The following is a 24,038-nucleotide window of genomic DNA, read 5'->3' as shown; positions in this document are numbered from 1 at the left end:
TGCATTTAAATGAGGAATTTGATTATTGTTTTTAGAATTTGATTGAAATTTGTGAAAAAATAACTGTTAAAATCATATTTTTGCTTATATAGCGCTAATATTTTAGTATGTTTATAGAAAAATTACAGTTTATGGTCAAAAAATACAATAATTTCTTACGAATAATTTTGTTTTTTGTTTTTTTCTCTTTTGCTTCATCCAATATTTATGCACAGTGTGCAGGTAATGATAATTTTACTCCTTTTGATGTTTGTGATATTCCTGCAGCAAGCAGTAGAACGATTAATTTATTTAATTTGTTAGGCGGAACACCAGTTGCCGGCGGTGTTTGGACAGATGATTTTAAATCCGGAGGTTTGGATGCAGCGACAGGAATTTTAAATGCCCAATTAATTCATGCAAGTGGTACTTATAACTATACTTATACCGTTGCCGGAATTCCTGGATGTACAGACAATGAATCTACAGTAACGGTTATTATTGGAGGATATTCAGGAGTTACTTCTCCTAATGTATCTGTCTGTAGTGCTGTTGAAAATTTTAGTCTTTTTCAGGCTTTTAATGGAGTTGCTGTAAGCCCACAATCCAATGGACAATGGCATGATGATATTCTCAATCGTAATGTAGGTTCTAATCTTTATGTTAAGAATTTAGAAGGAACTTTTCAATTTACTTATACAATGCGAGCAATAGGCTCTTGCCCTGCTATGTCATCAACTGCAATAGTTACAGTTTTTAGAGCTCCCGAATCAGGAGTTGCCAAACCATTTGAGGTATGCGCCAGTGATGGGCTGTCGGACTATAAAAATTATGATTTATTTAATTCGATTTCCGGACAAGATTCTGGCGGAACATGGGTTGAGCTTTCTGGTACAGGAGAGCTAACATATGAAGGAGATCATTTTGTGAACTTAGAAAAAATATACAATACATTGGGAACTGGAAGTTATGTGTTTAGCTATAGAGTTCCTTCAACAAATCCTATTTGTCCTATTGCTGTTACAAGTTTTAGAATAGGCATTGAAGAAAAACTTGATTTTACAGGAAGTAGACTTGAGGTTACGTCAGATATATGCGAGACAGAAATTGCAACAGCAAATTATTCAGCAACAATTACCAGAGGTCCAACTCTTATACCAGATGGGGACTATCGAGTAACTTTTAGAGTTAATGGACCTCGTGCAGCAACAGAAATAATAGATGCTACTTTTGTAAATGGGGTACTTAGGTTTCCTATTAAGTCAGAATATTTTCAACGAGTAGGAGTCTTTACGGTAACGATTTTAAATATTTATAAATCCGATAGTCAAAGAGCCTGTCAAAATATTATCAATAATCTATCTGATAATTTAAATGTATTTCCACTTCCAGATTTATCAGGTGCTGTTATTACACCAGGTAGAACTTGTCAGAATGAAGATGCAACACTTAAAATTACAAATGCTGCCAAACTTGTTGATGGTACTTATGATATTATTTATAATGTTAGAGGGGCGAATATCGCTAATTCTCAAATAGCCAGAGTAACAGCTATAGGAGGTGTAATAAATGATTTTGTAGTTCCGGGAATATTAAATTCAAAAAGTGGAACTTCAACTATTAATATTACAGCGATTACACAAGTTGGTGGACCAGGTTGTGTAAATGCTGCGAATTTATCCGGAGAAATTTTAATAGATCCTTTGCCTAGCGCAGTTGGTTTAAGATTGCAAATCTCTAATGTTTGTCTGGGGTCTCCTGTTTCGGCAGCAGTTTCAGGGTTGGGAACTTTAACAGATGTTACCTTATCATATATTCTTTCAGGAAGTAATACTGCAGTTGCACAAACCGTTGTTTTATCTCCTGTAACAAATGGAAATGCTACTTTTCAACTCCCTACAGAATTACTCATAAACAGCGGATCTACCACAATTACTGTTACCAATTTAAAAAACAATACCACGACCTGTGCTATTGGTGTAACCGGTATATTTACACCATTTACATTATATCCTATTCCTGCTGCTCCAACAGTTGTAAGTCCACAACCGTTTTGTAAAGTAGATAATGCAACAATTGCAAACCTACAGCCACATGGAGCTCAATATAAATGGTATGCATCGGCAACGTCAACGACGCCACTTGCGGATACACAAGCATTACAAGCAGAGAATTATTATGTAAGAGTGACTACACTAGGTTGTCCATCAGAACCATCTATGGTTTCGGTTGTTACAAATGATACAGATGCTCCGGAATTAAATATAGATGGAGAAAAGTTCTGTGGATCAGACAATCCAACGATTTTAGATTTGTCTAATAAAACAAATTCACCATCTACTGTAGTTTGGTATAATGCTCAAAATAATGGAACTTTATTGGCATCATCAACTCCTTTGATTGATAAAGCAACCTATTATGGATTTGATATTTCAACAACTACAAATTGTATTTCTTTTGAAGCACTTCCAGTAACAATTTCGCTCACAGATTGTAATTCTCCAGAATATCCGTTCTTTATTCCAGATGGATTTTCTCCAAACGGAGATGGGGTAAATGATGTTTATATAATTCCAAATATTGACTTTTTATACCCGGATTATACAATCGAAATCTTTAATAGATATGGAAACGGAATGTATAAAGGACATAAAAATAAACCAGGATGGGACGGATTAAATTATGAAACGGAAGGTATTAGCCATGGAATAGCTCCAAACGGAGTCTATTTTTATATTATCAATTTTAATAAAGACAATAAGCCTCCTAAACAAGGACGTATTTATTTAAATCGATAATCTTTTACCTCATTCTAATATATTTTTCAAATGAAAAAAATAATATTTTTTATAACTTTTCTCTTTTATATACTTCCCGCCGCAGCGCAGCAAGATCCTGAGTACACACATTATATGTATAATATGAGTATTGTAAATCCTGCATATGCTACCGGAGTTCCTGCAATGATGAATTTTGGTGGACTGTATAGAACGCAGTGGGTTGGAGCCGTTGGAGCGCCAAAGACTTATTCATTTTTTGGACACAGTGCTATAACCGATAAAGTCGAAGTCGGCTTATCGCTGCAGTCGGATGATATTGGAGACGGCGCTAAAAAAGAGAATAACTTCTATGCAGATTTTGCTTACGTATTAAAATTAGGAGGCCAAAATAGACTTTCATTAGGGTTAAAAGCTGGATTTTCATCTATGCAGACCAATTTTAACGGGTTCGTTTTACAAAGTGGTGATCCTGCTACAGATGCCGCTTTTGCTCAGGATATTAATGTTACAAAACCTAATATCGGAATTGGTGCGTATTATTTTAGAGATAATTTATATGTTGGAATTTCGGCTCCAAACTTATTAAAATCAAAACATATTGAAGAGAATTCTGGAGTAAATGCATTCGGATCTGAAGAAATACACACTTTCGCAACTGCAGGATATGTTTTTCAGCTTAATAATATGTGGAAACTGAAGCCAGCCGTAATGGCAAAATTTGTAAAAGGTGCTCCAGTTTCTGTAGACCTGACAGCAAATGTTTTATACAACGAAAAATTTGAAATTGGTGCAGCATACAGAGTAGATGATTCAATGAGTGCATTATTTAATATCAATGTTACACCTACACTTAGAGTAGGTTATGCTTACGATTATACGCTTTCAAATTTAGGACAGTTTAATTCTGGAACACACGAAATTATGCTGCTTTTTGATTTAGATTTATTAGGTAAAGGTTTTGATAAATCTCCAAGATTCTTTTAAAATGAAAAATATGAAAAAACTACTCGTTATTATATTCGTATTTTCAATACAGTTTATAAACGCCCAAGATAAAGATTTGGTCAGAGCTAAAAGGTTCTTTGATAAGACGTATTACAGCGAAGCCATTACATTATACGAAAAACTAGCCGAAGAAAAACCATCACAAGAAGTGATCAAAAATCTTGCAGATTCTTATTACTACACCAATAATCTGGTAAAAGCACAGCGCTACTACAGACTCTTGATTCAAAATTATAATAAAGATTTAGACAGGGAAATTTATTTTAGATATGCTCAGACCTTAAAAGCAACGGGAAGTGTAGAAGATGCAAACGCTGCTTTAAAAGAATATTATTCTAAATCTGGCAATAGTGAAGATGTTGCTAATTTCGAAAATGATATTAAAATTTTAGAAAATGTTTCAGCAATCGGGAAACGTTTTGATATTAAAAATTTAGCCATAAATACCCCAAATTCTGAGTTTGGAGCAGTAAAATATAAAGATAATTTGGTTTTTGCAGGAGTAAAGTTAAAGCCAAACTTTCTTGATAAAAAGTATAAATGGGACAATGAAACATATTTAAACATAGTTACTATTCCTTTAAAAGACATAAATTCCGGAGATGCAATTGTTCATTATTTTGCTGATGAATTAAAAACAGGAATGCACGAATCAAATGCCATTTTTACAAAAGATGGTAAAACGATTTATTTTACAAGAAATAATTCTAAAAATGGAACGAAGAAAAGAAACGATCAAAAAGTTTCGAATCTTCAAATTTTTAAAGCCGAATTAGTAAATGGAAAATGGACAAATGTTACGTCACTTCCGTTTAACAGCCCAAATTATTCTGTAGAACATCCAGCTTTAAGCGCAGACGAAAGAGTACTGTATTTTGCTTCTGATATGCCGGGAACTCTAGGTTCTTTTGATATTTTTTCGGTCAATGTTAATAAAGGAGCATTTGATACGCCAAAAAATTTGGGTCCAAATGTAAATACCAATAAAAGAGAACAGTTTCCTTTTGCATCTGCAGATAATAAACTTTATTTTTCATCAGACGGACATTTAGGATATGGCTCTCTGGATGTTTTTGTTTCAGAAATTAACGGTTCAGAATATTCTAAAGCAGTAAATATTGGTCTTCCGTTAAACTCAAATTTAGATGATTTTGCATTCAATATTGATTCTGATACAAAAGAAGGATATTTTGCATCCAACAGAGATGGCGGAAAAGGGAAAGATGATATCTATCAATTTAAAGAAACGAAAGATTTAATTGTTGAAGATTGTAAACAATATATTGCTGGAGCCATTACAGATTTTGATACACATTTAGTTTTAGAAAATGCTACTGTAATACTTCAGGATGGGAATAAAAAGACATTAGAAACAGTTGCGACTCTTGCCGATGGAAAATTTAGTTTTACAGTTGCCTGCGAAAGCTCATATATAATCGTAGCTTTTAAAGAAAAATATACCAACGAATCAAAATCAATAACTTCTGGAAAAATAAGATACGAAACAAATGATGGTTCTTTGGCACTTAGATCTTTAGAATCTATAAAATTAGAAGAACAGCGTTTGACAGAAGAGAAAAAGAAGAAAGAAGCTTTGGATGCTATAGCATTAAAAGAAGCTGAAATTCAGGCTAAAAAAGATCAAATCGTAAATGCTGAAATCAAGAAAAAAGAAAAAGTAGAACAAATCCTTAAACAGGAAAAAGATGTTGTAAGAGATAAAGACCGTCTGATAATCAAAACAGATCCTATTTATTTTGATTACAATATGTGGTACATCCGTAAAGAATCTAAAGTAGTTTTGGGCAGAGTAGTGGCTTTGATGAAAAAATATCCAGAAATGGTGATCGAAATAGGATCACATACCGATTCTAGGGGAGATGCAAAATTTAATGAAAACCTGTCTCAAAAAAGAGCTTCTTCAACCAGAGATTTTATATTAGAATCTGGAATCGATGCCAAAAGAGTTGTAGCAAAAGGGTACGGAGAATCAGTGCCAATTATAAAATGTAAAACCGATGATGCTTGCTCAGAAGAAGAGCATGAATTAAACAGAAGAAGTGAATTTGTAATTAAGAATTTATAAAACACTTTTGAATAAAATAAAAAAGGCTTCTAAATTGAGATTTAATTTAGAAGTCTTTTTTTTACCTTCTTTTTTCTTTAATTTTATAAAAATAACAAACGAATTAAAACATCAATTATGAGAAATCTAGCCTTATCTTGTTTGCTTTTAGCCTGCATTAGTTTACAAAGCTGTAAAAAAAATGAAAATACAAAACAAGCTGACGCTGCCAAAGCCGAAGCTGAAAAAGTGGTGAGTACACAATGTTATAAAGCTATCTATGAAAAAGATACCATTGATTTAAAATTGAATACTTTAAAAAATGGAAAATTAACAGGGAACATGGTAATGAAAGTTACTTCATCACAAAAGATTGGCGAAATTACCGGAGAATTTCATGGCGATACATTATTTGCAGATTACACCTTTGTAGAAGCAACCAATAAAAGTGTAAAGTTTAAAAATCCGATGGCATTTTTAAAACGAGAAAGCCAGCTTATTTTAGGAAACGGAACAATGCAGACAACAATGGGCGTAACCTATTTAGTTAAAGATAAACCAATTGATTTCGATAACGTAAAATATAAATTTTCGACGGTTGACTGTGAATCTAAATAATTATGCAGCCTTTTAAGTTTTGGAAAAAAGGACTTAATATAAAAAAAGCCGTTTCTGCTTAAAGAAACGGCTTTTACTATTTTTTAGATTTTAATTTTTTTATAAAACTTCGCCTTTAATTTTTAAGGCAACTCTTCCGTCAGGATAGTTAACAGCATTAGTTTCAACAGTAATTGTTTTACGAATTGGTCCTGAAGCCATGTTGTATTTTACATCGATTTTCCCTTTTTTACCAGGCATAACGGCTGCGGCAGGTTTTGTAACAATTATAGAACTAACCGTAGATTCCGCGCCAGTAATTAATAAGGGTGAGTCTCCAGTGTTGGTGAATTCAAAGGAGCGAACTCCATTATCACTTTTGGAAATTTTTCCATAATCAATTGTGTTGTCTTGGGCTGCAAATTCAATTTTTGGGCCATTTTGAGCAAAACCTATTGCACTAAACAATAAGACTGCAATAAAAGAGGCTGCATTTTTCATTTGAAATTGTTTTTAAGTTGTAAGTAAATATACATTCTTTTAATTAACACACAAATTATTAATTCGCTTTTTATAGTGTACTTAATTATTTACTTTTGTAAACAATAACAAAAATTAAACCAAAGTTTTTTGTGGTTATTTTGTTACTGTTTAATTGATTATAAATTTTCTTTAGAATTACTATAAACAAATAAACAATTAACTGAAATCGCGATTAACAAATAAACAAATTAACGATTAAACATATCTACAGTAAATGACAATTCCAGCACAATTTGACGCTAAAACGATCGAGAATAAATGGTATGATTACTGGATGAAAAACAATTATTTTCATTCAGAACCAGATCATAGAACACCTTATACAATTGTAATTCCGCCGCCAAATGTCACTGGTGTCCTTCACATGGGGCATATGTTAAACAATACAATTCAGGACGTTTTAATTCGTAGAGCACGTCTAAAAGGCTTCAACGCTTGCTGGGTTCCGGGAACGGATCACGCCTCTATTGCGACAGAAGCAAAAGTTGTAGCGAAATTAAAAGCAGAAGGAATCAATAAAAACGATTTAACACGCGAAGAATTCCTAAAACACGCTTGGGAATGGACGGATAAATACGGTGGGACAATCTTAGAACAACTTAAAAAATTAGGTGCTTCCTGCGATTGGGAACGTACCAAATTTACTATGGATCCAGATATGTCTGCATCTGTAATTAGGTCGTTTGTTGACTTATACAACAAAGGATTAATCTACAGAGGTTACAGAATGGTAAACTGGGATCCTGAAGCTAAAACAACTCTTTCTGACGAAGAAGTTATATACGAAGAGCAACAAGGAAAATTATTTTTCTTAAAATATAAAATCGAAGGAACTGAGGAATTTTTGACGATTGCTACAACACGTCCGGAAACTATTTTTGGAGATACTGCAATTTGCATCAATCCAAACGATGAGCGTTTTACACATTTAAAAGGTAAAAAAGCCATCGTTCCAATTTGCGGAAGAGTAATCCCGATTATTGAAGATGAATATGTTGATGTAGAATTCGGAACTGGATGTTTGAAAGTAACACCGGCACACGATATGAATGATAAGACTTTAGGTGAAAAACATAACTTAGAGATCATTGATATTTTTAATGAAGATGCAACTTTAAACAGCTTCGGATTACATTATCAAGGAAAAGACCGTTTTGTTGTTCGTACCGAAATTGCAAAAGAATTAGAAGAAAATGGATCTTTGGCTAAAACCGAAATCCACTTAAATAAAGTTGGAACTTCTGAAAGAACAAAAGCCGTAATCGAACCAAGATTATCAGATCAATGGTTTTTGAAAATGGAAGACTTAGTTAAGCCAGCTATAAAATCTGTTTTAGAAGATGGTGATATTAAATTACACCCAAAACGTTTTGAAAATACATACGCGCATTGGTTAAACAATATTCGTGATTGGAATATCTCTCGCCAGTTATGGTGGGGACAACAAATTCCTGCTTATTATTACGGAGACGGAAAAGAAGATTTTGTTGTAGCAGAAAACATTGAAGAGGCGCTAAAATTAGCACAACAAAAAACTTCAAACCTTAAACTTGAAACAAAAGATTTAAAACAAGATGTTGATGCTTTAGATACTTGGTTTTCATCTTGGCTTTGGCCAATGTCAGTTTTTGGTGGAATCATGGACCCTGAAAGTGCAGATTTTAAATATTACTATCCAACAAATGACTTGGTAACAGGTCCGGATATCTTATTTTTCTGGGTTGCGAGAATGATTATTGCAGGTTACGAATATGCAGGTGAAAAACCATTTACAAATGTATATTTGACTGGTCTAGTACGTGATAAACAACGTCGTAAAATGTCTAAATCATTAGGAAATTCTCCTGACCCTTTAGATTTGATCGATGCATTTGGTGCAGATGGAGTTCGTGTAGGATTGCTTTTAAGCGCTTCTGCAGGAAACGATATTATGTTTGATGAAGAACTTTGTAATCAAGGAAAAGCATTCTCAAACAAAATTTGGAACGCCTTTAAATTGATAAAAGGGTGGGAAGTTTCAGAAACGATCCCGCAGCCAGAATCTTCAAAAGTAGCAATCGAATGGTTTGAAGCGAAGTTGCAGCAGACTTTGGTTGATATCGAAGATAATTTCGAAAAATACAGAATTTCAGATTCATTAATGGCAATTTACAAATTGGTTTGGGATGATTTCTGTTCTTGGTTCCTTGAAATGATCAAACCAGCATACCAACAGCCAATTGACAGCGTAACTTTCGCAAAAGCGATCGAAATGTTAGAAAATAACTTGAAATTGCTTCATCCGTTTATGCCTTTCCTTACGGAAGAAATTTGGCATTTAATCGATGATAGAACGCCGGAAGAAGCTTTAATAGTTTCAACATGGCCGGAATTAAAATCTTTCGATGCAAAATTAATTGCTGATTTTGAAAATTCAATCGAAGTGATTTCCGGAATTAGAACAATTCGTAAAGACAAAAATATTCCGTTTAAAGATACAATTGAGTTGAGAGTAGTGAACAACGACAAAGCTTCAACTTATTTTGATTCGGTTGTAACCAAATTAGGAAACATCACTTCATTAGAATACGTTTCTGATAAAGTAGACGGCGCATTGTCTTTCCGTGTAAAATCAAATGAGTATTTTATTCCGATTACCGGAAATATTGATGTTGAAGCTGAAATTGCAAAATTAAATGCAGAATTAGTTTACACACAAGGTTTCTTAAAATCGGTACAATCTAAGTTGGCAAACGAGAAATTTGTTGCCGGTGCACCAGAAAAAGTTTTGGCAAACGAAAAACAAAAAGAAGCCGATGCTTTAGCAAAAATTGCTACAATCGAGCAGAGTTTGGCTGGATTGAAATAAGATATAGTAATAGATATTTTAAAACCCTACAGTTTAGAACCTGTAGGGTTTTATTTTTCATAAAAAGTATTTTTAATATAAAATACAGTATCTATAAATTGAAGAATACCATTTTCAGTTAGTACATTTTCATCATGAAGGTCTTCAAGAATAATTCCTAGTTCAGGATTAAAATAATCATTATTCTTCGTATTTAAGAAACCATTATTAGATAAGAATTCTTTAACTAAACTGAGGTCAGTTTTTTGTGTTGCTTTTACAAAAGGCTGCTCTACAACAGCATATAATATATCTTTCTCTTTATAAAAACCTAAAAGATTGTAGGCAGTATCTGGAAAGAAATAATTGTTTAATAATAAATTATTAAAATAATCAACCCAAGAAGTATAATATATAGAGTCGTTTAATTTAAGTACATTTTTTCCGTCTTTTAAATAGACTTTTTGTTCCGCACCTTCAGAAACATAACTACTAATATCTATGTTTAATATCCAAAGGTTATTTTCTGAAACAAATTTTTCTAGAATTTCTGTTTCTTGTTTTTTGAAGTGCTTGAAGTCTGGAGCCATTTCGCTTGAGCTTTGGCCTCGGCTAATGTAACTGGTTGCTGCTTGGATAATTGTTCCATGCTTAACTTGGCTCTTTCCTGAAATGATAAGTTGTAGTTCATATTTCATATATAAAATACAAAAGTATCGTTTTTTATTAAATATTCAAATTCATTATATAATCGGTATTATTTGATTTTCTTTTTTCTTAAAACCAAAAACAAAGGATAAGAAACCAAAGTAATTAAAACAATAATTACAAACCCTTTTGGATCGCTGTAAATAAAACCAAGAAGTAATGCGATTGAAACCAAAATGGCCAAAATTGTCAGCCACGGATGGAATTTAGAACGATAAGGTCTTGGTAAATCTGGTTCTGTAGTTCTTAATCTTAAAAGAGAAAAATAAGCCAGTCCCCAAACGATAACAGAGGTAAAGGCTGCAAAGGAAAATAAGACTTCGAAAGAACCGACAAAACAGATTAATAATAAACTAAAAAGGGATGAAACCAAAAGCGCCACAATTGGTGTTCCGCCTTTGTTTACGCTTGTTCCTTTTTCGATAAAAAAGCCGTCTCGACTTAATCCGAATAAAATTCTTGGCGGAATCATCATAAAGGCATTTAGAATACTTATTAATGAAAAAATAGAAATTACAATAACGATAACAGCTCCATTTTCTCCAAAAAGAACTTTTGCCACTTCTGCAGCTGGAAGGTTGGTTTTGGCTATTTCTTTTATTGGAAGTACATGAAAGAATGCGAGATTGACTAAAACATAAATAGAAACAACCAGTAAAACACCGCTGAATAATGATTTCGGAATATTTTTACTCGGATCATCATTTTCTTCAGCAAAAAAGCAAACGCTGTTCCAGCCGTTATAAGTTCCGATTATTAATTGAAGCGATTTAAAAAATCCAAACAATAAACCAATCTGAAAGAAAGAATTGTCTTTTTGAATAACCGGCACTTTTACGCCAGAATACATAAAACAAGCCACAACCAAACAAACAAAACAAATTACTTTTAAGAAACTGGTAATCTGCTGAAAGGCGCTTCCGTTTTTTACCCCGCTTAAATGCAGGAGCACAAAAGCAAGTAATAAGGAAATTGCAATTACAGTAGAAAAACTCGCCAGATTTGGAAAGAGGATAATAATGTATTCGCTGATTACGATGCAGTAAAAAGCAGGCGGAATTGCATTGGTAATATAATCAAACCAGCCAGATAAAAAGCCGGCATAATCGCCAAATGCTCTTTTGATATAATTGTAAGATCCTCCGGCTTTTGGGAGCATTGTAGCCAATTCTGCATAAGAATTTGCGCCGATTAAAACAAATAAACCGCCAAAAAGCCAGGAAGCTATAATGAGCCAGTAATTGTCTAATAATCCGGCAATTGCCCCCGGAGTTCGTAAAATTCCAACGCCAATTGTTCCTCCAATTAATACCGCGATATTAAAACTTAATCCTAGACTTTTTTTTAATTGGTTTTTTGTGTAATCTGACATGTTTGAATTTTATATTTATTAGTGCACCAAAAGTAAAAAGAATTAAAACACTTTCTTTTATTAAAAGCAAAAACCTCATTTATGGCTAAATGAGGTTTTATATTTAAAAACCAAAACTCTTTCTGTTTCTCAAAAAATGAAAATGCAGAAAAAGCTTTGGAAAAATAAAATCTAATTCAATCTTTTAGAATTTGTAACGAAGGCTTGTCATAAACTGACGAGGCGCGATCGGGTTTACACTATAATTTTCGTGAACGGTATAGTTTAATTCGTTTGTAATGTTGGATACTTTAAATAAAATCGAAATCTTTTTCCAGGTATATCCTGCTGATGCATCGATTGTAGTATAACCTTTTAATGGAATTTCTCTGTCCCAGATTCCTCCTGGTTTAGTAACATCGTATTGATTGTTCCATCCTCCAGTTCTGTCTCCGATATAATTTCCGATTGCTCCAACAGCAATTCCTTTTAATAATCCAGATTGTACAGTGTAAAAGAAACTTAAATTAGCTGTATTCGCAGGCGTTCTTACCAAACGATCTCCTACAATAGTACTTCCGTTTAATCCAGAAGTTTTAGTGTAACGCATGTCATTATAACTGTAACCTGCAATAATGCTTAAACCTTCAACTGGTCTTGCTGTAACATCAACTTCAACACCTTTACTTTTAGTTTCTCCGTTTAAAGTTTTTACGTTAGTATCGGTATTTGGAGTAACTCCGTCAGCTTTAAATTCAGCTGTTTGTGCTAAATTGCTATTTGTAATTTGATAAACTGTAACGTTTGTACTCAAAACTCCTTGTAAGAAATCTGTTTTGATACCTGCTTCGTATTGATCAATAATAGAAGGTTCAATTGGTTTTAAATCAGCAGTTGTTCCTGTATTTGGCGTAAATGAGCTAGAGTAGCTGGCAAATAAAGAGACTTCTTTTTTTGGCTGATAAATCAATCCAAATTTTGGAGAAAAAGCATTGTCTAATTTTTTAGCACCAACTGTAGGTACTGCATTTTCTGGAGTTACAGTTTGAACCGTTCCTGCAAGCGTTTCTTTGTACGTAGTAACTTCTGCTTCCTGCCAAGACCAACGAACGCCAGCTAATACTTTGATTTTTTCTGTAATAGAAATTAAGTCCTGAAAATAAGCTCCAAAACGATTGGTTTCTGTTTTTGCAATTTGAGTTTCTCTTGCATTCGGAATATCATTTCTTTGTGTTGACGGATCAAAATTATAAAGATTGATAGTATCGTAATTTGCTGGGTTAAAAGCAAAAGTATAAGCTGTTGCAAATGAATTTTCCCAATCTGCACCCGTAAAGATTTGGTGTTTTACAGAACCTGTATTAAAGTTTCCTTGTAAACTTAATTGATCTCCAACTATTTGTTCTAAGTTTTTGTTTTGTACCAAAGGTCTTGTCCAGTCTCCGTTATCTTTTACAGTTGATAATTGAGCTGTAGATTTTGATTGTCTGTTATAAGCTTGATAAGAACTATTAAAGTTAAGTTTCCAGTTTTTATTAAAATCATGATTTAATAATCCCGAAGCACTGGCAGATTTTGTAGTACCATTAGACCAAAGCGATCCGTAGAAAGTTTCACGAGGCAAGTCCAGAATATTTTTTCCTACGATTCCTGTTCCAAAATCTGGTGTCCAGTCTGCACTTAAATAATCTCCCTGAAGTGTAATCTGTGTTTTTGAACTAACAGCAAAAAGTAAAGACGGATTAACGTATACACGCTCATTTTTTACAACATCTCTAAAGCTTTCAGAGTTTTCGTAAGAACCGTTAATTCTAAAAGCAATTGATTTATTAAGTGGTCCGTAAAAATCGAATGAAGGTTTGTAGAAAGCATAACTTCCGAATTGCATCGAAACTTCGCCGCCACTTTTAAATGATGGTGTTTTAGTTACCAGATTTAATACACCTCCTGGCGCTACGTTTCCGAATAATAAAGCAGAACCTCCTTTTAGGAACTCCACTTTTTCTAAACCAGAAACGTCTGGAATAGAACCGGCATTGTAACGAAAACCATTTTTAAACATATTATTGGCAGACATATCATATCCTCTTGAGAAAAATGATTCCTGAGCGCCGCCACGAGCAGAACCTACATAAACACCATTTGCATTTTTTATTACTTCACTTAAACGAACTGCTTGTTGCTGCTCAATTACTTCAGAACCGATAACTTGTATGCTTTGCGGGTTATCCATTGGTTTTAAACCAGAACGAACTGCGGTTACAGGTTTTGGTTCTTTACCTTTTGTAATTAAAACTTCATCAAGTAATTCTCCTTTTTTGTTTTTTACAGTATCGCTCACAGTTCCTGTAGTTTCACTACCTGAATATTGCTGGCTGTACGATGCAAAACTTATTAATCCTAATGTAACTAGTAAAGTATATTTCATGGTATTTATTTAGATTCAATAAAAATAATTTTTTGCAAATATACATTCACATAAAGGGTTTAACAAAATTTATAGACGTATTTTCTTCATTAAAACTCTATTAGTTTTGTCTTAAGATTGTCTTAAGATTTTGGAATTTTTAATTGATTTGCTTATTAGCATATAGGTGTAGTAGGGTTTTGTTATTATTCCTCGAAATAACAAATTAAGAGGTTATTTACTAAACTTGAAACCTGAAACAACTAAAAACTAAATTATAAAACGGCATAAAAAAACCTTGCCGATAAAGCAAGGTTTTCTTTCCATTGAAAATTAATTTTTAAAGATATAAATCCAAAAAAATATTATTTTACTGCAATCTGGTAAGTAGCCATTTTCCAGATTTCATTATATTTTTTTCCGTTATGCTCGCCTTCAGCTTTGTCAGTTTGTGCATATTCAACCATGTAATTTCCAGACCAGATAGGAGTGAATGAAAATTCACCTTTATCATTTGTCCATAATTCTTTTTCCCATCCGTTTGGAGCGATAACTTTAATTTTTGTCTCTTTTGCAGCAGCACCTTCGTACAATGCAAATCCAGAAATTTTTTGGTTCTTTTTAGCAACATCAGCATTTTCAGAAAACACAACCACTTTATTGTTGTTTGCAGTCGCATAATTTCCAGCTGTTTTGTTTCCAACCACTACAGTTGCGCTAGAGTTGTAATCTAGTTTCATTGTTCCGTAAACATCACCAACAGTGTGGTGCATTACGATTGTGTAAACGCCATCTTCATCTGGAGTAAAAAAAGCCTGGTATTTATTATCTAAAGCTTTTGTAGAAAGTTTAGTTTCTTTTTTTGATGGACTAACCAAAACCAAAGAGAAATCTTTTAAATCAGAAAACCATTTGTCTGCTTTTGTAATATCGTTTTCAGAGAATTCTCCAAAGTATATAGAAATTTCCTGAGCTTTTCCTTTTGTTCCGGTAGCTTTGGTTTCGATCCAAAGTGCGTGAGCAAATAATTGAGGTGCGGCAACAAACATTAAAAGTAAAAATGTTATTGTTTTTAAAGTGTTTGATTTCATAAGATCAAGTTTTAAATGGTTGGAATGATATTTTCTACAAACATAAGTCTTATTTAGAATAATTAAAAATAAAACTATTTAAATTTGGCTTCTTTTGGAGTTTCGGCTTCTTTTAATTTGTTTTGAGCTTTAAGATTTGCTTTTTCTAAAGAAATTAAAACATTTTTGCTTGACGGATAATATTTTTCTGCCCATTTAAAAAAGACAATCGCCTGATCTGGTTTTTCGATATCCAAACAATAATTTCCCATCCAATCCAGATAACTTTCAGAAGGATAAAATGTAAAACCAGTTTCTTGAGATAGTTTATTATATTGTTTTTCTACTAATGAAGGATTTTGTACGGCTTGTTTTACCTGAACCAAATGTTCTTTAAAAATAAAACGCAAGCCATCATATTCTGCCGGAATCGGAATCGTGCCGTGATCTTCATTTTCGTAATATTTAAAACTCCAGCGAAGATTTTTTGCTTTATTGGCTTTCAATAAATTTTCAAATTTTCTAATTCCTCTCGCCATATCGGTCATAGTGTCCTGCGGTATATTAATTTTATTGGCCATGGCGACATAAATACTTCTTTTTTCAAAATCTTTTTTATTGAAAATAGAATCTGCTTTTTTGATCATAATTTCGTTATCCCACCAAAGACTCGGATCGATAATTATGTAAGAATTGAATAATTTGGTATGATGTAATAAAATATTCGTTGCCGTTAATCCGCCAAAAGAATGTCCGTTTAAAATATTATAGCCCGAAGTTCTGTAATTGGAATCTATATACGGGTGAAGTTCTTTTTCTAAAAAAGTGATGAAATTTTTATTACCGCCGCTTTGGTTGAACATCTTTTTGCTTTTATCAAAAAAGGCTTGTCGATTGGCTTCCGTTGGCGTTAAATCTCTGGTGCGGTTGGTATTGGTAATGCCAACCACAATCATTTGCGGAATCATGGCGTACGGGCCTTTTGCCAAAGACTGCTGTAATCCGGTAAAGGAATGAAAATTACTTTCGGCATCGAGTAAATAAACAACTGGATATTTTGCCGGAGCAAATTTGGTATTGTTGTAATCGGGCGGGAGATAAATCCAGAAATTGCGTTCTTCATTTAATGCTTTCGAAAAAATATGATGTTTACTGCCAATAGTTATGCTGTCCTGAGAGAATGCAGTATTAAAGTAAAAGCAGAGTAGAAGTAAGAAGATCTTTTTCATATTAAACAGATTGAGTTTTTTTCTTTTTATTACGCCTTCCGTACCAAATTAAAAATCCGGTTACGGGCAGGAACATGCATATTAAACCAACAAATAAGGTTAATGTTTTCCCGATCCAGCCCGCCCAAAATCCGATATGAAGGTTCATTGTTGTGTCGTCTATATCGAGCCCGTTCATGACTTTTACTGGAATTTCAATTTCTTTTCCGGTATATCTGTTAATCGAAAACGTCTTTCCGTTCTGGAGACCTTTTAAGCCAATATCTTCGGCTGCGACCGCAAATAAACTTGTAATGCTGTCTTTTGCTGCAACAGAAAGTTTTACCTGTTCAACGGCTTTGTCTTTAAACATTTTTTCTATAATTGGACTTAAAGGCGCAAATGTTTTGGTACTGTCGTATTCTGGTTTAATGTCGCGAATGGCTGCATAAGCGCGAGGCATACCATCAAAAATTTTGTGTGTGGTTTTGTTTAAAGTTTTGTTTACGATAATTAATCCTGTAATAGTAATCAACAACGCAGGAAGCAGATTATAAAAACCAGGAACATTATGTAAATCGTAATTGAGACGTTTAAATCTGGCATTTGTTTTTATTTTAAAACTCTGCTGTCGTGTAGAGCGGTTCCATTTTTTTGGCCACCATAGAATAAGTCCAGTAATAAGTTCGATAAGAAATATCCAGACCGAAATTTCTACAATAAGATTTCCGGTATCTCCAAACGGAATGTGTCCGCTATGAATATGTGCAATTACATAAAAGAAATCGTAAGCTTTGCCAGAAGTCAGGACTTTTCCTGTGTAAGGATCAATCCACGAAAACTGCAAATCTCTTTCTTTAGTAGAAGAAGCTAGTTTTATAGTTCGTTTAGGATCGCGGTAGGTAATAAAATAACTTGCTTTACGATCTGGAAATTGTTTTTTAAAAGCTTTTAAAATTTCTTCGGGAGTCAATTTTTGTTCTTTTAATTCCTGGACATAAAGGGAATTATAGGCTAATTCATCAATAATATCATCGCAGAAAACAAACAATACACCTGTAAGCGAAACGATAAACACAATAATGCCGGAGCTAAGCCCCAGCCATAAATGAAGCCAGTGGTTGAGTTTGCTCCAGTTGTTTTTTTGCTTTGAATTTTTTTTAGTTTTTTTTGAATTTTCAAACATATTGTAAAACGATAAAAACCAAGCCGGCGCCCCATGAAGATACGCCAGCTTGGCAACAACTAATTGTATAGTGTATTAGAATTTTAAAGTAACGTTGGCTACTAATTGTCTTGTTGGCATCATATTAGACCAATAATCAGAAGTCCAATATTCTTTGTTGGCAATGTTGTTTAATTTTAAACCGATTCTGAATTTTTGTTTTTCATAAAAAACAGTGGCATCCATTACAGCGTATCCGTTTACGGTAAATGTATTTTCGTCGTTGGCATAACTGTCACTTTGTGTATTTCCTCCAAAACCAAAGCCAATTCCTTTTGCTTTTCCGTCTAATATTTTATAACTCATCCAAAGATTGGCTACATTTTTTGGCGCTGCATAAGGCGTATTTCCTTTCATTTCTCCAGAAGTATATTCGCTTTCGTTATAGCCGTAACCCATAATAACATGAAAACCTCTAAACGGATTAGCAATCAAATCTGCTTCAAAACCTTTACTGCTCTGGGTTCCGTCTTGTACCGGAAAAGTATCGGTATAACGCACTTTGTCTTTTACTTTAATATCATAATAGCTTAAAGTTCCGTTTAGTTTTCCGCCTAATAATTCTACTTTTACACCACCTTCTAATTGGTTGGCTTGTTCTAATTTAAAATCAACTGGGTTAGTTGGACTTTGATCTGTTTCAGACGGACCAACATTGGTAAAACCGTTCATGTAATTTCCAAAAACAGAAACTTTACCTTTTACAATTTGATAAATCAAACCCATTTTTGGAGAAAGCGCATTTTGATTGTAAGTATCAATTTTATCTTCATAATGATCAAAGCGCGCGCTTACCATTGCAATCAATTTATCGGTAACATTAACTACATCAGATGCATAAACACTTGTTGTTCTCATATCTCTGTTGTTCAATACCCAAGGTTCATCCTGATCGGCGATTAATTGATGGTATTTTTCTGGATTGATAAAAGGTGCATTACCATTTATCGGAGTCAACGGATTTCCTACTGCAGCATCATAAGAATTGATGAACCATCTGCTGTCATTCGTACCGATATAAGTATAATCTAATCCTACTAACAAGCGGTTTTTGATGTTTCCGATATTAAAAGTTCCGATGAAATTCTGTTGTATTTCGCTGGTTTTAAAGACACTGTTGATGTTCATTAATCGGCGTTGCAATAAAGGTGCTCCAGCTGCATCAGGATTGTTATTTATTAGAAGAAATAAATAGTTGGCTTTATTATTTGTAAATGCATTCGAGAAATTGGTTTGCGAAATCCATTGCTCAGAAAGTTTATAAGTTGCTTTAGCGTAAACATTTGTAGTTTTTGCTTCAGATTGCAAATCGTCTGTAGAATATGATTTTTTGAAATCAAAATTCAAATCATTAAAACTTTTATAACCCGAGGTTTCGGTATTTAAATTTCCTAAACCAATGTAAGTCGAATTACGGCTTCCATTATACATTTCTACATCCAGATCAAGAGTTAATCTGTCGTTTACTAAATAAGTAAAAGATGGGGCAATTATAAAAGTGCGGCTTTTGCCATAATCCTGCCATGTTTTTTGATTGTCTAAGGCAGCATTGATTCTAAAAAGCATCGTTTTGTCTTCGTCAATTGGCGTATTGTAATCTATTGTTGTACGGCTTAGAGCCCAGCTTCCGGTAGTATAACTTACTTCTCCTTTGGTTACATTAAAAGGTTTTTTGGTAACTCTGTTTACAAGTCCGCCATAAGTAGTTAATGTAGAACCAAATAATGTTGCAGACGGTCCTTTGATAACTTCAATGCTTTCTAAGTTTACAGGATCACTCATGGTTACCCAGTTTGTACTCATTCCGTTACGAATAGAACCCGCTGCAGATGCGCCGCTAAAACCGCGCATTCTTAAACTTAATCCAACACCGCCAGAACCTACACTTTGTGTAACGTTACTTAAACCTGGCGCAGTTGTTAAGGCGCTTCTAAAATCTACTGCAATTTGTTCCTGAAAAAGTTCTTTTGGAACAACAGTATAAACTTGTGGATTTTCAAGATTGCTTATAGGAAGTCTGGCTACATATTCGCTTTTCTTTTCTGCGAATTTTTTAGCACCAGAAACTACTACAACTTCCTGAAGCTGTTTTAAAGAAGATTCTAATTGAAAAGAAACAGCGGCAGTTTCGTTTGCATTTATTGTAACTTGTTGTTTTGCCGGTGCGTGTCCCATCATATTTATTTCTATTTGATAGGTTCCGGCTGGGATTTTGTGCAGGATAAAAACCCCGTTTTCATCTGTGATGGCAGATTTTTTTAATTCTGGTATGGCAACATTTACTGCAGCAGCATTTTGATCATCTGCCGTAATTACGGTTCCTTTTACAGAACCCGTATTTTGCTGTGCTGTTACTTGTGTAAGAGAAAAGCAAAATAATAATATCACTAATAATGGCTTGTTTAACATTTTTCTTGGATTGGTTTTAATAAAAAACACGTTGTTTTTATTTAGATTAGTTATAAATTGATAATTTTACGCAAAAGTAATATGTTAATAAAAACACAATAAACGCAAAAAGGATTTTTATAAACGCAAAAGGTATTAAGTGAAACTATCGTAAATTCAGTTAGTTATGATGTTGTTGAGTGTGATGAAAAATACCGCAAAACAAAGTGGAAGAGATGAAAACAATGATGAAGAGTGACATCTTTAAAAAGGAAACGGTTGTAGTAAACGACCCGATCCGGTTTAATAAAGAAGATCTTATTGAGAAGAAAATTAACTTTGATAATAAAGGTATAAAAGGCATAATAACCGATATTATGCTCAATGGAGTGCATGTTGTGGCAAGAGATTTGACGATAGAAAACCCATATTCGATAGAAGTAGAGCATGATTTTTCTTTTGTAAAACTGCACATCGAAATGGAAGGCGATAACGAATATTGTCCTGAAAATGTAGAGGAAAGAGGAATTTATATTCCGCAGGGACATTATAATTTATTTTATCTACCGAAGATAAAAGGGGTTTTAAATTATAGAACCAAAAGGAGAAGAACACTCGAAATTACATTTACAGGAGAATATCTGGAAAAGTTATTTTATCCGAATCTAAAAACAACGATTCCTTTATTGGCAGAGGCTATAGCAAACCATACGACTTATGTAATGTGGGAAAAAAGCAAAAGCATTACTCCAAAACTTACTATTTTAATCGAAGATATTTTGCAGTGTTCGTATTCTGGAGCAATCAAGAAAGCGTTTTTAGAATCAAAAATGGTAGAGATTCTTTCGTATTTATTTACGATTATTAATGAAGAAGAAAATCTGCCGGCTAATGTTGAATTAAGCGCCTGCGATTATGTAAAAATTCTGAAAGTTGAAAGTATCTTAAAAACCAGATTTAAAGAAAAACACACGCTTGCAAGTATCGCTGCGGAGGTTGGTCTGAATAATTTTAAAATTAAAAAATACTTTAAAATTGTATTTCATACAACGGTTTTTAATTATCTCACAGAGGTTAGAATGGAATACGCCAAACAATTAATACTAGAAAAAGACATGCCGATTTGTGTTGTTTCTGAGGAATTAGGATACAAAAATCCGCATCATTTTACAGTAGCTTTCAAAAAGACATTAGGCTATCTGCCAAGTAAATTGAAAAACTAAAAAGATTAATAAAAAAGGGACTAATTTATATTAGTCCCTTTTTTTGTTTTGTTTTCCTGAGATAAGTCGAAGTGCTTTGCGGGGACTTCGACTTATCTCAGCCTGACAATGCTTCGACTTTGTTTAGCCTGACAATTCAAATTATCTTAGAATTTATAAGCAAAACTAGCTACAACGTTTCTAGGTTTTTGAGGGTTTAAAGTAGACCAGCCACCATTGAAGTAATCTTTGTTTCCGATATTATTTACATTTAAAGCAACACGGAATTTATTCGAATTATAAAAAACAGATCCGTTGATTACAGTATAAGAAGGAAGTACAAATTTACCAGTTACGTTACTATCCAAAATGGCATTATCGCTGGCATAATTTCCTCCAAAACCTAATCCGAAACCTTCAAGAGTTCCGTACTCAAATTTGTACGTTGCCCAAAGATTTACCAAGTTTTTTGGTCCGGCCCAAAACGGTCTTTTTCCTTGATCTAACCAAACATTTCCTTCGTCTCCTTTTGTAATTTTACTGTCATTATAACTGTATCCGGCAATAATGCTCAAACCAGGAATTGGATTAGCATTCATATCAAATTCAAAACCTTTACTTCTTGCTTCACCGCCTTGTGCGCTGAACATTGGATTACTTGTTACCAAATTGGCCACGCTGATATCATAATAACTAATTGTTCCTGTAAGTTTATCAGAGAAAATATTAGCTTTAATTCCGGCTTCAAATTGATTGGCGTGTTCTGGTTCAAAAGTTTGAGATCCGATTAAGTTTCCGTCAGTATCATAAGTTGCGCCCGGAGCAATGTTTCTAAAACCATTCATATAATTAGCAAACAATGATAATTTGTCTAAAACAGGTTGATAGATTAAGCCGAATTTTGGAGAAAATGTCGTTTGCGTATATTCGTCGCCATCTGCATTTGCATCACCTTCTGTATCAAAATAATCTACTCTTAAACTTGCCATTGCTAATAAAGATGGCGTAATATTTAAGACATCAGAAGCATAAGCGCTATATGTTTTATCCTGCGGATTGTAATTTCCGGCTGGTTCATTAGCCAAAAGTCTGTCAACAGAAGTCTGAGTCAGGAAATTTGGAGCATCAGGATCAAGTTGTCTTACTTCGCCTTGAGCAGTAAGATTGTATAATAATCCGTATCCAGAACCACCGTACATTACATTTCTTTCAAAATAATCAAGACCGGCAACAACGCGATTACGCATATTGCCTAATTTAAAATCTCCGATAAAGTTTTGCTGAATATCTGTCGTAACGGTTTGAGACTGCTCTTTTGTAATCCAGAATCCAAAATCTTTATTTCCGTCTTCATTATCATAGATATAAGAATAGAAACCTTGAGATTTAGATGAACCTCTTGATAATACGGTTTGAGAAGTCCATTGGTCTGAAATTTTATAAATCATCTGACCCTGAAGACTAAATCTCGGATTTTTCATAGCCAAATCATTGCTGTTAAAAGAAAGATTTGTGTTATAATTTAATTCGGCTAAGTTGGCATATTGCAACAGAGCATCTCTTCCTAAAAACAACATAGAAGGCGTTGTTTTTTCTTCCTGCATAAATTCTGTATTGATAAGAAACGAAAGTTTATCGTTTACTTTATAGGATAGAGAAGGAGCTACAAAAAGCGAAGTACGAAATCCTGCATCCTGAAAACTGTTTTCTGTCTGGTATGCCGCATTTACTCTAAAAGCAATATTATCATTATCGTCCAAAGACGTATTTACATCTGCCGTAACTCTGTTAAGACCAAAACTTCCTGTAAGATAAGAAATCTCACCTCCAAAACCGTTGTAAGGTTTTTTGGTTACGGTATTAATAAGACCACCATAACTTACGACACTGCTTCCGAACAAAGTTCCGGAAGGGCCTTTAATTACTTCAATTCTTTCTACGTTTGCCGGATCAAGACTTCCGTTGGTAAGGCCAGGTAATCCGTTTACAACATTGGCCTGAGTTTCAAAACCACGTAAGCTGTAATAAGAACCACCATCGCCGCCACGACCTGTAGATTCCCATAATTTCTGAATTCCCGGTACATTTTTTAAAGCATCTTCATAATTTGTAATCGCTTGTTCTTTTAGTAATTCTGAAGAAACAATATTATAAACCTGAGGATTTTCAAGATTTTTTAAAGGCATTTTAGAAACATAAGTGCTTTGTTTCGGGAATTTTTTTCCTCTATTATTGGTAACAATTACTTCTTTTAATTGTTTGTCTGAAACAGTTAATTGTAAATTTAAAGTAGTGGTAGCATCTTGATTTACAATAATCTGTTGTACCAAAGTTTCGTAACCTGTCAGCGAAATTTCCAATGTATATGTGTCCGCTTTAACGCGGTTAAATTCAAAAGCTCCATCTTCGTTGGTTATAGCAGAATGTTTTGAATTTTTTAAAATTACATTTACTTCAGAAGCTGGTTCTCCGTCAGAAGTAGTTACCGATCCCTTTATTTTTCCTGAGTTTTGTTGTGCAAAAATGCTGCTGGTAAAAATTAAGAAAAAACAAATTGCGTATGCAAAATGCTGTAATCTTGGATTAAGATAATTCATGGTGTTTATTTTAATTAATTTCATTGTTGTTATTTAGAATAAATAAAAATAATTGCAAATGTAGAAATTAATATTATTTTAACAGT

The 24,038-nt window shown here is 33.6% G+C and carries 15 protein-coding genes; 6 read left to right on the top strand and 9 right to left on the bottom strand.

Annotated elements, in window-relative coordinates; translation table 11 throughout:
* Positions 1-131: 131 nt before the first annotated feature.
* From EV144_RS06005 to EV144_RS05990, 4 genes are all read left to right on the top strand, one after another.
* A complete protein-coding gene (locus tag EV144_RS06005) occupies positions 132-2,777 on the top strand; it encodes a gliding motility-associated C-terminal domain-containing protein (protein WP_134147557.1) in 2,646 nt (881 codons plus the stop codon).
* Between the two features lie 30 nt (positions 2,778-2,807).
* Positions 2,808-3,743, top strand: coding sequence for a type IX secretion system membrane protein PorP/SprF (locus EV144_RS06000; RefSeq protein ID WP_134147066.1), 936 nt, complete (start codon positions 2,808-2,810; stop codon positions 3,741-3,743).
* Between the two features lie 10 nt (positions 3,744-3,753).
* Positions 3,754-5,850, top strand: a complete 2,097-nt coding sequence (locus tag EV144_RS05995; protein WP_134147064.1) for an OmpA family protein — start codon at positions 3,754-3,756, stop codon at positions 5,848-5,850.
* 117 nt (positions 5,851-5,967) lie between these two features.
* Complete coding sequence (locus EV144_RS05990) at positions 5,968-6,447, top strand: hypothetical protein (protein WP_134147062.1); 480 nt, start codon at positions 5,968-5,970, stop codon at positions 6,445-6,447.
* A gap of 99 nt (positions 6,448-6,546) precedes the next feature.
* Here the strand turns inward: EV144_RS05990 and EV144_RS05985 are convergent, their stop codons facing one another.
* On the bottom strand, positions 6,547-6,927 hold the full coding sequence (locus tag EV144_RS05985; protein WP_134147060.1) for a DUF1573 domain-containing protein: 381 nt from the start codon (positions 6,925-6,927) through the stop codon (positions 6,547-6,549).
* 256 nt (positions 6,928-7,183) lie between these two features.
* Here EV144_RS05985 and EV144_RS05980 point away from each other — a divergent pair, with 256 nt between their 5' ends.
* Positions 7,184-9,817 (top strand): valine--tRNA ligase, encoded by a 2,634-nt coding sequence (locus EV144_RS05980; protein WP_134147058.1) that lies wholly within the window; start codon positions 7,184-7,186, stop codon positions 9,815-9,817.
* Between the two features lie 50 nt (positions 9,818-9,867).
* Here EV144_RS05980 and EV144_RS05975 read toward each other — a convergent pair whose 3' ends face one another.
* From EV144_RS05975 to EV144_RS05945, 7 genes are all read right to left on the bottom strand, one after another.
* Positions 9,868-10,494: a hypothetical protein gene (locus EV144_RS05975; RefSeq protein ID WP_134147057.1), complete on the bottom strand. Its 627-nt coding sequence runs from the start codon at positions 10,492-10,494 to the stop codon at positions 9,868-9,870.
* Positions 10,495-10,553: 59 nt separating this feature from the next.
* Positions 10,554-11,876, bottom strand: coding sequence for an APC family permease (locus EV144_RS05970; RefSeq protein ID WP_134147055.1), 1,323 nt, complete (start codon positions 11,874-11,876; stop codon positions 10,554-10,556).
* Between the two features lie 184 nt (positions 11,877-12,060).
* Entirely contained in the window at positions 12,061-14,283 is a 2,223-nt protein-coding gene (locus EV144_RS05965; protein ID WP_134147053.1) for a TonB-dependent siderophore receptor, read from the bottom strand.
* A gap of 344 nt (positions 14,284-14,627) precedes the next feature.
* Positions 14,628-15,353 (bottom strand): DUF4198 domain-containing protein, encoded by a 726-nt coding sequence (locus tag EV144_RS05960; protein ID WP_134147051.1) that lies wholly within the window; start codon positions 15,351-15,353, stop codon positions 14,628-14,630.
* A 74-nt stretch (positions 15,354-15,427) separates the two neighbouring features.
* Entirely contained in the window at positions 15,428-16,561 is a 1,134-nt protein-coding gene (locus EV144_RS05955) for an alpha/beta hydrolase (protein ID WP_134147049.1), read from the bottom strand.
* Between the two features lies 1 nt (position 16,562).
* Positions 16,563-17,726 (bottom strand): PepSY-associated TM helix domain-containing protein, encoded by a 1,164-nt coding sequence (locus EV144_RS05950; protein WP_134147048.1) that lies wholly within the window; start codon positions 17,724-17,726, stop codon positions 16,563-16,565.
* 75 nt (positions 17,727-17,801) lie between these two features.
* Positions 17,802-20,174, bottom strand: coding sequence for a TonB-dependent receptor (locus EV144_RS05945; RefSeq protein ID WP_134147046.1), 2,373 nt, complete (start codon positions 20,172-20,174; stop codon positions 17,802-17,804).
* Between the two features lie 215 nt (positions 20,175-20,389).
* On the opposite strand from EV144_RS05945, the gene EV144_RS05940 reads away from it, so the two are divergent.
* On the top strand, positions 20,390-21,376 hold the full coding sequence (locus tag EV144_RS05940; RefSeq protein WP_134147044.1) for a helix-turn-helix domain-containing protein: 987 nt from the start codon (positions 20,390-20,392) through the stop codon (positions 21,374-21,376).
* A 146-nt stretch (positions 21,377-21,522) separates the two neighbouring features.
* Here the strand turns inward: EV144_RS05940 and EV144_RS05935 are convergent, their stop codons facing one another.
* Positions 21,523-23,952: a TonB-dependent receptor gene (locus EV144_RS05935; protein ID WP_134147555.1), complete on the bottom strand. Its 2,430-nt coding sequence runs from the start codon at positions 23,950-23,952 to the stop codon at positions 21,523-21,525.
* Between the last annotated feature and the right edge of the window lie 86 nt (positions 23,953-24,038).

The organism is Flavobacterium sp. 270 (assembly GCF_004368785.1).
GTDB lineage: Bacteria > Bacteroidota > Bacteroidia > Flavobacteriales > Flavobacteriaceae > Flavobacterium.
This window is presented reverse-complemented; position numbering and strand designations above follow the sequence as displayed.